We start from the raw sequence: 13,427 nt of genomic DNA on the forward strand, positions 1-13,427 counted from the left end.
AAGCTTTTTTCAGCGCTGGAAACCGCCAAATAAATGACCTCGTTTTCAGTGCTGGGGGACTGCCTGGAGCCCCGTCGAACCATCAACAAAAACACCGGTTAAACCGTGACGACTCCGTTGAAGTGGCGCGCATTATAGCGCCCGTTTCGACCTTGGCAAGCGCTTTTTGAAATTCATTTTTTCGAGAAAAACTCGTTGAAAATCAAAAGGTTAACTTACCTTCTCGCCGCCGTTTGCGTTACCGCCTTGGCAGCGAGGGCGCGAACTATACGGCTGCACCCTTTGGGGTGCAAGGACTTTTGTGAAAAAAGTTTTTACGCACAAATACTTGCGAGTCAGTCATTGAATCTCAGGGATTTGCGCTGACAAAAAGCCCGACCTGCCTCCCCGGCCTACCACGGTAGCCGGTCACTTTTGAGCAAGTAATCTTTTGAGCTTAGTGTGCGGTAAGGGTAATGCCAAATGGCGAAGGGGGATTTTGCGGCCAATCCACAGTGGCGGGATTGCGGCCAGGTCGACAGGAAAGAGGCGGCCACAGGGTGGCCGCACCTCAATTCCGAAATGACAGGCTAAGGCTTGGGCTCGGAGTTATGCCCGCTATCGTCCTTGGTATCGACCTTGGGCCCGCCATCCTCTGCGGCGGTATCAGCGGCATCATCGTGCACCTGTTCTGCCGCGGCATTGGCGCTGCGGCGCTCGGCAACAAACTTCCAACCCCACATAGCAGGACCTGAAAAGGTGTAGATAATTGCGATAACCAGCAGCACACGTGGCGGGTCAATGGTGACCAGACTGAAGACCAGGATGATTGCCAGCATCATCACAAAGGGCACCCGCCCCTTAAAGTCGAGCTTTTTAAAGCTGGTGTAGTGAAAGTTCGAAACCATCAACAAGCCGGCGGCCGCAGTCACCAGTGCGGCAACAATGGCCAAGCCGGTGCCCACATCCGTCTCGTGCCCCGCCCACACCATGCTGGCAACGATGGCAGCCGCAGTTGGACTGGCGAGACCGATAAACACACCCTTATCGACGGTATCGACCTGGGTATTGAAGCGTGCAAGGCGCAACGCGGCGCAAGCCGTATACAGAAACGCAGCGGCCCAGCCGAGCTTACCCAACGGCGCAAGCCCCCAGCTGAAGACCACCAGTGCCGGCGCCAAACCAAAGGAAACCATGTCCGACAGGGAGTCGTACTGCACCCCAAAAGCACTCTGGGTATCGGTGAGGCGTGCAACCCGCCCATCGAGGCCATCGAGGATCATCGCCGCGAAAATGGCGATAGCCGCCGCTTCGAATTTGCCTCCCATGCCGGCAACGATGGCATAGAAGCCACTAAACAACGCACCTGTGGTAATCAGGTTGGGCAGCAAGTACACGCCTTTCGCACGGACCTTTTTACCATTCTCCCAAACCTCTTCTTCCACATGCTCATCCACGGGCAAGCGGATCTCTTCATCGGATCCCGGGCCCAGTGTCCGGGCGTCCTTGTTATCGCTCATACAGGCTTCCTTAAAAGCACGACTGACTAATTACCCTCGCAGTGTACAGTGGCGCAGCGGCAAAAAAAAAGCGGTGAGGCTATCGAGCCCCACCGCTTTGTGATCGAACGCTGCTAATTCAACGGAATCAGCTGTTGCCTTCGGTCTTGTCGATGATCTTATTTGCCTTGATCCAAGGCATCATCGAACGCAGCTTGGCACCGACCTCTTCGATCTGGTGTTCGCCACCGATACGGCGCTCCGCTTTCAGGCGAGGCTGGCCAGCGAGAGATTCCAGCATGAAGTCTTTGGCGAACTTACCCGTCTGGATGTCGCTCAGTACGCGCTTCATCTCAGCCTTGGTCTCTTCGGTTACGATGCGCGGACCGGTTACGTAGTCGCCGTACTCTGCGGTGTTGGAGATAGAGTAGCGCATATCCGCGATGCCGCCCTGATACATCAGGTCAACGATCAGCTTCAGCTCGTGCAGACACTCGAAGTAGGCCATTTCCGGCGCGTAACCCGCTTCGGTCAGAGTTTCGAAACCAGCCTGTACCAGTGCGGAAACACCACCGCACAGTACCGCCTGCTCACCGAACAGGTCGGTTTCGGTTTCTTCGCGGAAGTTGGTTTCGATGATACCGGAACGACCGCCGCCGTTGGCAGAAGCGTAAGACAGCGCCAGCTCTTTCGCGTTACCGGAAGCGTTCTGGTAAACCGCGATCAGCGTCGGCACACCGCCGCCTTCCAGGTAAGTAGAGCGCACAGTGTGGCCCGGACCTTTCGGCGCGATCATGATTACGTCAACATCCTTCGGCGGTTCAATCAGCTCGAAGTGCACGTTGAAGCCGTGCGCAAAAGCCAGTGCAGCACCGGCCTTCAGGTTCGGCGCTACCTGTTCGCGGTATACCGCAGCCTGGTACTCGTCCGGAGTAAGAATCATTACCACGTCGGCATCTTTTACTGCATCGGCAACTTCCGCTACGCGCAGGCCGGCCTTTTCTGCTTTGGCCCAGGAAGCGGAGCCCTTGCGCAGACCAACAACAACATTGTCAACGCCGGAATCCTTCAGGTTGTTGGCGTGGGCGTGGCCCTGAGAGCCGTAACCAATGATGGCAACGGTCTTGGACTTGATCAAAGAGAGGTCACAATCTTTATCGTAATAAACTTGCATAACTTACTTCCTGCTTAATGTGCTTTGAAATTCACTCTGGATCCAAAATCCAGAACTTCCTGTTCAGTTGTTTGACAGTCAAATACTGAGAACTTTTTCACCGCGAGCAATACCGCTCACCCCGGAACGTACCGTTTCCATAATGGTGTGCTCACCCAGAGCCTGTAAGAAGGCATCGAGCTTTTCACTGGTGCCAGACACCTGCACGGTATACATGTTGCTGGTGACATCGACAATTTGGCCACGGAAAATATCCACACTGCGCTTTACTTCATCGCGCTGCGCACCGGTCGCACGCACCTTCACCAGCAGCAGTTCACGCTCAATGTGCGAGCCTTCGGTGAGGTCGACCAGCTTCACCACATCGATCAGTTTGTTCAGATTCTTGGTGATCTGTTCGATCTTGTGGTCGTCTCCGACAGTCGTCAGCGTCAGGCGCGACAGCGTCGCATCTTCGGTTGGCGCTACCGTAAGACTTTCAATGTTGTAGCCACGCTGAGAAAACAGGCCTACTACCCGCGACAATGCCCCGGGCTCATTCTCCATCAGAACTGAAATGATTCTGCGCATCCGGTTTACCTCCCTTTATGTCCGTTCCGTCTTACTGAGCCACATATCCCGCATGGAGCCACTCGGCATAACCTGCATTGGGTATACGTGTTCAGTCGGATCGACATAAACATCAATAAACACGGTGCGATCTTTGATCGCGAACGCTTCGGCCAATTTGCCGTGCAACTCGTCGCGATGCTCGATCTTCATTCCAAGGTGCCCGTAGGCTTCCGCCAGCGCGATAAAGTCCGGCAGGGACTCTTCATACACACTGTTGGAAAGGCGTCCTTCGTACTGCATCTCCTGCCACTGTTTCACCATGCCCAGTGCCTGGTTATTCAGACACAGAATTTTTACCGGCAAGTTGTACTGGGTCGCCGTGGACAGTTCCTGAATACACATCTGGATACTGCCTTCACCGGTCACACACACCACTTCTGAACCCGGGTGTGCCATTTTCACCCCCAGCGCCGCCGGCAGGCCGAAGCCCATGGTGCCGAGGCCACCGGAGTTGATCCAGCGGCGCGGCTTATCAAACAGATAGTACTGCGCGGCAAACATCTGGTGTTGACCTACATCAGAAGTCACGAATGCATCGCCACCGGTGATCTGATGTACCGCACTGATCACTTCTTGCGGCATGATCATGTCGCCATCGGTACGGTAGCGCGGCGCGGTGTACAAGCCGTGACGCTCACGCCAATCATCGATCTGACGCCACCAGTCGACAATTGCAGACTGGTCGGGCATTTCTTTCGAGGACTTCAGCATTTCCAGCATTTCACCCAGCACCGACTGCACGGTGCCAACGATCGGCACATCAGCGGTGATGGTTTTGGAAATAGACGCAGGGTCCACATCGATGTGGATTACCTTGGCCCCGGGGCAGAATTTGTTCGGAGTGTTGGTTACCCGGTCATCAAAGCGCGCACCCACGGCCAAAATCACATCGGCGTGGTGCATAGCGGTATTCGCCTCAAAGGTACCGTGCATACCCAACATGCCCAGGAAGCGCTTGTCGGTTCCGGGGTAAGCACCAAGGCCCATCAGGGTATTGGTTACCGGGAAGTTCAGGCGCTGCGCCAATTCGGTCAGCAACTCGGAGCCATCCCCCTGAACCACGCCGCCACCGGCATAAATTACCGGGCGCTTGGCAGACAACAACAGCGCTACGGCCTTGCGAATCTGGCCGGCATGCCCCTTACCCGCCGGGGTATAGGAACGCATGCGCAGTTTTTCCGGGTACTGGTACGGGTAGCGGTCTACCGGGTTGGTGACATCCTTCGGGATATCGATGACCACAGGACCCGGGCGACCGGTCGCGGCGATATAGAACGCCTTCTTGACCACCGCGGGAATATCTTCCGCTTTTTTCACCAGGAAGCTGTGCTTCACGATCGGACGCGAACAGCCCACCATGTCGGTTTCCTGGAAAGCATCTTCACCGATCTTCTCGGAAGGTACCTGGCCAGAAATCACCACCATAGGAATGGAATCCATATAGGCAGTGGCAATGCCGGTAATGGCATTGGTCGCACCGGGACCAGACGTCACCAGCACCACACCGGTATTGCCGGTAGCACGGGCGTAGCCGTCTGCAGCGTGCGTGGCACCCTGCTCATGACGCACTAGCACATGCTTGATGCTCTTCTGCCGGAAGATTGCATCGTATATATGCAGCGCTGAACCGCCGGGGTAACCGAAAATCAGGTCTACCCCTTCATCCTGCAGCGCGCGAACCAACATATCGCCGCCGGAGAGTAATTCCACGTGAGCCCCCTCAAAAATACCTAAATATTAGGATCCGCATCATCCACAAGCGAAAGAAGCGCCAGGCATGCGAAAGCCAGACGGCGATTCTAAAGGAAAAGCGTGATAAATATCAGCCTTAAACGCAGAAATAGCCCGTTTTTTAGGATAACTTCACGGCAGCGCTATTTTTGCGCGGAACCCGACCGGTCGCGGGACCGGAGCGCGGGCTCCAAGGCCTCCAGATGGGGAGGACCTCCTCGGCAGGAGGTAGCGGGTGCTTAACCCGCTGGGGAGAGAGTACAGACCGCAGGGTGTTGCGGGGGCATCTACTTCGCCGAGCGAGGCGCAAATTGTCCAGTTTGAATCGCCAGTGTCAACCAACCCGGGGCCCCGGTGGACAAATAGGGGCAAATAGAAGGCAACCACCGGCCAAATTGCCCCTGTTTGGGCCTCTGCAGGCTGGTTGCCACCGATAAAGTGTTAACTGGGTTGCGAGATACCCGCCTTCGCCCGGTACAATGGCCAAATAACAATACCGATTTGCAACCACAGCAACACTCGACAAGGCGGCTTCTCATGCGCACTCTGCTTGTATCCCTTTCCCTGTCTCTGGGCCTGATGGCGGCCGCTCATGCAGATGGCATCTATAAATGGGTCGACGAAAATGGCGTGGTGCACTTTGGCTCACAGCCCCCACAGGATGGGCAGGTCGAAGTTGTGAAAGCACCGAAGTCCGAACGCTACCGCCAGTGGCAAAACGAACAGCAGGCATTGCAAGCCAACCGCCAGCTCGCCACCGCGGTGCAACTAGAGGATGCGGCAACCACCACCCCGGCGCAGACCACGGACGCAGATCAAAACCAACAAGCACAACAAGAAAAACTCGACCAGGCCGAAATGGCCGCGCGCGCCGAGCGCTGCCAGAGCGCACAGCGGCGCCTGCAAGAGCTTGAGGCCCGCTCGCGTGTGCGCGAAGTGGATGCCAGTGGTAACTACCGGGTACTGGGGGAAGACGAACGCCAGCAGCGCATCCAGCAGACCCGCGAGATCCTGCTATCAAGCTGCTGATATAGCAAAAACACTTCAGGGGCTAGCTTAACCCTATTAGATACATCACTTAGCTTCAAACTGAGCGAGAAACAAATGCTGCGATCTAAATTCTAGTAAAGGGTTTCGTGGGCCTAACGTAAGCTAGGCACCATCAAGAAAGAGAGAAGTAAACTTGGACTATCGTCACTTGCATCCATGAACCTCGCTGACGTCGAAATATTCTTTATTCCTCTCGTAATATTGACTACGCGCTACCCCGCCACCAATTACCGTCCTACTAACTGGATAGCCAAATTCATACTCAAATTGCACTATTTCGCCGTCGGAACTACCTTCAGTGACAACATATTTCTCAGACCTTCGAACTACCCCATTTTCGTATACAAACAGAATATCCACAGTCCCATCGCAATTTTCATCGACAACCGAGACCGTCGGGTTGCCATGCGCATACCAAGTCTTTGTTTCCAAAAAGCCGTCAAAATTGTCATCCAACATACTGCTAACGATTTTATCATCCGTTCCGTAAAAACTAGATACATCGACCCGCCCATCAAAATTCCGGTCAACAAATTCAAAATATCCATCAGCTGACTCTTCATAGGAAATATCCGCCACCCCATCCCCATTTAAATCGAGCACAGCAATGTCAAAATCTTGAGAGCCACCCTCTTCACAACCTGTCAGGGCGGACGCCAGGAAAATTGTGAAAATCAACAATAAAACTTTCATATCAACGAACCACTATAATATCGTTATTCCCAATGGGACCAGACCAATCAGCTTCTTCTTTCACACACTTACACCCATTTTCCGCACTCCTCATCGGAGATACTTTCTGCCCGGTCTTATCACACGATTGAGAGTTAAGATTGTCCCAAGGACACTCTCTCTTCACACATTTCGTCGGGAACATAGGGTGCATCCTCCGCTCCAGCTCAGAAATTGCATCATCTAGAAATTTCTTCTTTTGTGCAGCGTCACGCTCCAAATTTTTCAGGCGATCTCTAAGCGACTGTTGCTGGGACTGCAATTTATGATTTTTTCGATTAATCCTAGAGAATGGATTGCCTGGCGCACGGCTTGTGGTGGGTCTAAGCCCATCATCATCGATATTGTTGACTGGATCGCCATTTGCGTAGCCGTAAAGGCCAAAATCTCCACCTAAAAAGCCAATTGGATCCTTCGCAGTCCAACGCCCTACATCGGCGTCATAGTCTCGGTTACCGAAACGCGTTAACTGGGAGTGAAGATCATAAATCCCTCCAGCAAACCCGAACGGCTGGAACCCAGGATTGGTATCAGCAATGATTCTACCCCACGCATCATAGTCAATGCGCTGAGCAACCTCCCCATTAGCAGCATTAACAACAAGCCTAGGACTTCCAAGTTGATCGCTGACAATACGATAAGTCACTCCACCTTTTACCATGTAGGCAGGCACATTCACCTGCTCGCCATAAATAAATCGAGCGACCTCATCGCCACTACCGCTTAATTCCGCAATAGGGTTCAGTTGATCACCATAAAGGAAGCTCTGAACAAGCTGACCATTCACCTTCTTGCCGACTCGACGATCACTACCATCGATTAAATAATCGACTTGAATATCGCCCGGGAGGACTAGGCTTACCAGGTTACCTAACTCGTCATAGCTGAAATGGGTTGTAACGCCGCCTTTGCTTTTGCTCTTCAACTCTCCATTAGCGGTGTAGCTGTAGCTATTCCCTTTAAATGTGAGCAGACGATCCTGCTCGTCGTAGCTAGCGATCAGTTGGCCGTTTTCGTGGGTACGATTGCCGTTGCTGTCGTATTGCCAGCTGGTGGTTTCACCGTTACGTGTTACTGCCTTTAGGCGCCCTACGGTATCGTACTCATAGCTCTCGCTTAAAGTGCTACCGTCTTGGATTTCAGTCTTATTGTCTATACGACCCAAATTGTCCCGCTGGTATCTAAAGCTCGCGAGACGACTACCGGAGAATTTAGTTTCCGCACTGAGTAATTCACCGAAGCTGTTATAGGCATATTCAGTGGTGGTGCTGTCCAGCTCTAAATTCGTCAGTAGGCCACTCTGGGCGTGGCGAGTCTGACTCAGGGCGCCGGCGTAAGTGAGCAAGCCATCGTCGTCGTACTCAAAGCTGACGCAGTTACTAGTATTAATACATTCTTCGATTAGCCAGAAGTTGTTGTCGTAAGTCCATGACACACTGCCAGTGATGCTTCCGCCCCAGGTTTCGGACAGGGGTAAAAAGCCGTCGTAACTATAGCTGAGTGTGCCGCCGTCGGGGGCGGTGATGGTGCTCAGTTGGCCAGTGCTTTCATTGTAGGCATAGCCGTAGCTGCCACGTGCAATGGTGCGGCTGGCGAGGCGGCCGCCGTCATTGTAGCCGTAGCTAATATCGCGGCCATCGGGCCGCTCTATCAACACCAGCTGTTTATCTTTGTTGTACTGATAGCTGGTTACCGTTTCCACCCCACTCAGATCTGGCGGAATGTAGCCTTCCTCCAGATTGACCTTGGTGTAGTTGAATATATGCGCATTACGCCCTGATGGAGTGATTGCAGTCAGGTTTCCAGCGGGGTCGTATTGAAAATTGACACTACGGCCATCGTGATAAGCTTGCTGGGTAACACGGCCAGCAAGGTCGTAGCTAAAGCTGGTAGTACGCAGCAGAGAATCAGTAACGCTCTCCAGCAATCCGTCAGAACCATAGCTATAACCCACTGTACGCTGCGTGGCGCCGTCACCAGCAATGGAGTGAACTAGCCTCCCGCGTGAATCATAAACGAGACCTAGGGGGGCAAGACCACCGGACTGCCGGAATACCGGACGCCCTTTGTCATTGAGCACTACAGTACTCTGACGCCCCTCAGGCGTGGCGCTCGACCAGGTGCGACTTGATGCATCGTACACCGCCGTTGCGGTTCGCCCGTTAATAGTGACCGTCTGACCGAGAGAGTTATGGCTCAGCAGGTCTGCCCGGTCTGCAAGCTCTGCAGTACGACTGCTGCTGATCACCTGCTCTAGGCCCGCAGGCGTGGTAACGAAAGTATTTTCCTGAACCGGGGCGCCCATGCCAAAACGGGGATCGGGGCCGCGCTTCCTGTAGGTCTCGGTGCCGTCTGGAGCAATCGTAATAACATCGCCACCAGTGCCGAATAGGGTCGTAGTCTCTGTGCCGTCCGGGTGGATATTGACGCGTCGGCGACCGCCCACGCTTTCGGGGATTACCTGGTAGCGGGTGGTGCGACCCTCGGCGGAAGTCATACGGAATTCCTGTATAGGAAAGCGGCTTTCCTTTTCCAAGGTCCAACCGCCGCCCTCCGCATTTATATCCGTAACGAGGTAACCCAAATCATCGTAGGTCATTGATGAGCTATTGGTATTTGGATCCGTAAAACGGGCAAGTAAGCCATTATCGGTATAAGCCATTGTGTAACTATCACCGGCAGGATTGGCAACACTAGAAAGATAGCCAAAAGCGTCCTGAGCAATATCAGTCCTTTGGCCATCGGGAGCCACTATCGCTAAAGGCACTCCATTCGAACCACGCTCAATAGCCGTCTCATTATTGGCGCTGTCTTCAATTCGCTCTAACAGACCAACTTCATTGTAATGGAAGCGATATATCAAAGCTCCCGATACTGCATCTCTGGTTTCCAAGTGGCGCCCAGTCTTATCGAACTGAAACAACTGAGTGCCGTCACGAGAAGAAACAAAGTGCTCCTGAAGTGCCAAGGCTTCCGGATTGGAAACCTTACGAATACGAAAGTTGTACGCATCTACCAAATAAAGGCTGCCTTCCGGTCCGATTGCCACATCTGTAACACCGGTCATATCGGCTTGAATGGCGGGGCCACCATCTCCGCCAAACCCCCAATAAGGAGACTTGTTGCCAGCTACAGTAACAATTGTACCGTCTGTACCAATTCGTCGAACCCCACCTTCACCAGAATCTGAAATATAGATCCCTCCATCTGCCGCGTAAGCAATCCCTAGAGGATCATCAAATCCCGCCTCAAGAGCAGAGCCACCATCACCTGTATTTTTATATCCACCATTACCCGCGATTGTCGTGATGCGTCCGTCCACGCCAACCCGCCGAATACGCCGGTTGCCGGAGTCAACGATATAAAGATTGCCTTCAGGATCCAAAGTAATTCCAGAAGGCGCACTCAGGCTAGCGTCAGTAGCCGGACCACCATCGCCCGAAAATCCTCTAGCCCCACTACCCGCAACGGTAGAAATTATTCCATTGACATCAACTCGACGAATACGATGGTTTCGTGAATCTGCAATATATATACTTCCGTGCGGCCCGCAGATCACATCATATGGAGCATTCAAACTAGCATCTGTAGCTGGACCTCCGTCGCCTGCGAAGGTGTCGATGACTTCACTCCCTGCAATAGTGGTTATCACACCTCGCCGGTCTATACGACGAACGCGATCGTTTCCGGTATCGGCAACATAGATAGAGCCATCATCACAAAAATCCAAGCCGTAGGGGTGATCCATTGTTGCGGCAGTCGCTATGGCTCCATCACCGCTGAAACCGCGCACACTTACATTAGAGGCTAATGTTCCGGCAATTGTGGAGATATAACCATCGACATCAACTTTACGGATCAGGTGGTCATCTGTGAAATAGAAGCTCCCATCTGGAGCAACAGCCACACGTCCCAGATATCTGAGACTGGCGTCTACCGCCAATCCACCATCGCCGAGTATTGACGTTCCTCCAACCTCTCCACCTCCGGCAACTGTATCAATAACGCCCCCTAGTGATGAAATATCGACTACTGAACCATTCCCCCTTTGAATTCGCTGGCCGGAAATCTCATAGTGATGGTGGTTTGAAAGACTCCAAGAGCCAATTCCCGCATTATCAGCAGATGCTGCCTGAAGCATCTTTGTACTTTGCTGCCAATAAGTGACCGTCCTCCGAGCCGAAATTGCATTTCCACCACTTCGCGTTATCGGACTTTTTCCTGCTGTAGAAAAAGCTCTTTCGAAATCTTCTGGTTCATAGTAAACGGCATCGTATTCATATCCAATGCGAACATTTACGGATTGTTGCCCAACAATTTTTCGACCGTATGCATCAACGCCATCCCAAATGAAACGATGACTTTTATTATTTTGGGGAGGGAAAGTATATTCAAACTTCCGACCAGCAACTGAAACCTCCAGAATAATCTGCTGCAAGGAAGGGGATATCGTATCCTCGGTAAGCTGAATATCTGTATAGGCTTTTCGCCCTGACACGCGATCACTACGATAATTCAAGGTGAACGACGTACCTACCACCGGGATACGCTCCCGCAACACCTGTCCCTGACACTCAATAATTGACCCACTTTGGCACTCAGGCTCAGGCTCGGGCTCATCCACTTCTGGCTCCGGAAGCTCTGGACGCTCTGCATCCATAGGTGGACCGTATGGCCAGTTATGGTCCCACGGCGTAAAGTGCATAGTTGGAACACGCCATAGACTTTTACCAACCGAGTACAATTCGGCCAATTGCCGACGCTCTGCGTCACTGACTCCAAGCGCAGTCAACGCAGTGGTGCCTGCTGCCAAACCACTGCCGTCTATATCTAGCTGAGCAATACCATCGACGATGTCCAATATCTCAACGACAACGCCATTTTCTGACGGTATCCATGCTGCCTTTTCTCGGTCATACCAACCCGCAGGCACGATACTGCCAACTGGAAATTCGAGAAAATTATCAACATAAACTGGCAGCGCCTGACTAAAATCTATACGTGATGCTCCGACAGCAATAGCCTCATCAACGCTGAGTTCAACCGCGTAGGTATAACCGCTGATAGGTGGCAACGGGCCAGGCATAGTTTGCGAACCATTTTCGCCGACAGTGTATTCCGTGGCACGTACGCTTAAATAATCAAGTGAGGCAACGCCACCCCCTGGTAGCGTCATAACAGCAGAGACACCAGCAGGGAATAGAACGGTTGCCTGGCGACTACCATCATCGTCACTTTGTAGACTTCCTTGATGTACCTGGAAAGGCATACTACTGTCAGCAAGGTCGATTGTAGTTACTTTATTATCCAGAGGAATAAGCACTACATCCTTCGCAAATATGTAATCATTCCACGGCGCCTTTACGAGACGCTGAGCTGGTAAAAAACCCTCTTTCTCATAGTTAACTACTAGGTGCCCACCACCATTGACTGCCATATCAAATTTGCCATTGGCACGAGTCAGCGTCCGTCCGAATTCCGGATGATCTTTAATGGTAATCGAAACTCCGGATAGTGGACTATTCGCCTTATCAAATACTTCTCCGCGAATTACCGCCGCACGCTTTTCTTCAATCGTTTCGGGAAGAACCCCTGTTTGAATTGGGTTCAGCCCTGAAAATATAAATTCAGTAGTACTCCTCAGACTATTAACGCTGGTTTTATCAATAGATGTGGCAAGCTCATCGGGCTCTAGCGGTAATTCTTCGGATGGGTCATTCGCGTCTTCTTCAATAGAAAAACGACTCTCAACAGCCGCCGTGTTACCCGCCAAGTCACTGACGGACGCTAATAGAACCACTTCCTGACCAGGCACAGGCTCAACAGCGAGCTGACACACCGCCTCACCCACATTAACCGTGCAGGCAGTATTCTTACCGTCGACCAAAAGCTCAAGTGAAGCGGCATTAAATTTCAGATTATCAGAAAAGTTGAGTAGAACTTCTGAGACACCCGCGTCCATTACGGCGCCGTCCGCGGGTTTAACAACCTCAATTATTGGAGCGGTTTTGTCTAAATTAACAGTCACCTGTGCCTGCACAGAATTACCTGCCATATCCAAAGCAACGCCAGTGACCACTTGATTTGCACCTTCTTCAGCTATCACAACAGGTGCACTACAGCTTTCTACTCCGCTACCAGAATCGCTGCAAGTAAAGTTCACGATTACATCTTCTTTATGCCAACCGGCTTCATTTGCAGAGAGACTTACCGAGGAAGCAATCATGGGCACATCGTTATCCACTCCCACGACCTCTGCACGCAATCCACTGCCAGGCTTACCAGCCAATTTTACTGTAAGAAAATTCTGCAGCTCTAGAGATACCGGAACCTCGAGATAGTTCAATTTTTTCGTGAAGTCATCTGGCAAAAATCTCTGAGACCCATTAAGGGCAATAATTCCTGATGTAACAGGATATACGGCCTGATAACCCTCCCCCTCAACATTTAAAATCCGTAACCGGTAGTGATCACCAGCTTTGGGGGCGGAAAAGTTGACTGAATGCTCTACAGGATTGCCGGTTTCCCGTATGAACTCCTGGACCCCACTGACAGGAAACTCACCACCCTTTACCGAATTTGATAAAACTACAACCGAAGCGCATATCAAAAATCGACAAGCACCGAGCATTCTTTTTAAAAACATTTAA

7 protein-coding genes are annotated in these 13,427 nt (G+C 52.2%); 1 reads left to right on the forward strand and 6 read right to left on the reverse strand.

Annotated features, from left to right (window positions below):
• Positions 1-569: 569 nt before the first annotated feature.
• The 4 genes from pssA to AS89_RS0108565 all read right to left on the reverse strand — a co-directional run bounded on the left by pssA (position 570) and on the right by AS89_RS0108565 (position 4,974).
• Positions 570-1,499: a CDP-diacylglycerol--serine O-phosphatidyltransferase gene (gene pssA / locus AS89_RS0108550; protein WP_010132114.1), complete on the reverse strand. Its 930-nt coding sequence runs from the start codon at positions 1,497-1,499 to the stop codon at positions 570-572.
• Positions 1,500-1,626: 127 nt separating this feature from the next.
• Entirely contained in the window at positions 1,627-2,652 is a 1,026-nt protein-coding gene (gene ilvC, locus AS89_RS0108555; protein WP_010132115.1) for a ketol-acid reductoisomerase, read from the reverse strand.
• Positions 2,653-2,730: 78 nt separating this feature from the next.
• The gene (ilvN, locus tag AS89_RS0108560) at positions 2,731-3,222 is read right to left on the reverse strand and encodes an acetolactate synthase small subunit (protein ID WP_010132117.1); all 492 of its coding nucleotides are present in this window, start codon (positions 3,220-3,222) and stop codon (positions 2,731-2,733) included.
• A 15-nt stretch (positions 3,223-3,237) separates the two neighbouring features.
• The gene (locus AS89_RS0108565) at positions 3,238-4,974 is read right to left on the reverse strand and encodes an acetolactate synthase 3 large subunit (RefSeq protein WP_010132118.1); all 1,737 of its coding nucleotides are present in this window, start codon (positions 4,972-4,974) and stop codon (positions 3,238-3,240) included.
• 558 nt (positions 4,975-5,532) lie between these two features.
• Here AS89_RS0108565 and AS89_RS0108570 point away from each other — a divergent pair.
• A complete protein-coding gene (locus AS89_RS0108570) occupies positions 5,533-6,024 on the forward strand; it encodes a DUF4124 domain-containing protein (protein ID WP_010132119.1) in 492 nt (163 codons plus the stop codon).
• Positions 6,025-6,189: 165 nt separating this feature from the next.
• Here the strand turns inward: AS89_RS0108570 and AS89_RS0108575 are convergent, their stop codons facing one another.
• Both AS89_RS0108575 and AS89_RS18180 read right to left on the reverse strand, forming a co-directional pair.
• The gene (locus tag AS89_RS0108575) at positions 6,190-6,738 is read right to left on the reverse strand and encodes a hypothetical protein (protein WP_010132120.1); all 549 of its coding nucleotides are present in this window, start codon (positions 6,736-6,738) and stop codon (positions 6,190-6,192) included.
• 1 nt (position 6,739) lies between these two features.
• The gene (locus AS89_RS18180; protein WP_010132121.1) at positions 6,740-13,423 is read right to left on the reverse strand and encodes an NHL domain-containing protein; all 6,684 of its coding nucleotides are present in this window, start codon (positions 13,421-13,423) and stop codon (positions 6,740-6,742) included.
• Between the last annotated feature and the right edge of the window lie 4 nt (positions 13,424-13,427).

This window comes from Microbulbifer agarilyticus S89 (genome assembly GCF_000220505.1).
In the GTDB taxonomy this organism is placed as follows: Bacteria; Pseudomonadota; Gammaproteobacteria; order Pseudomonadales; family Cellvibrionaceae; genus Microbulbifer; species Microbulbifer agarilyticus_B.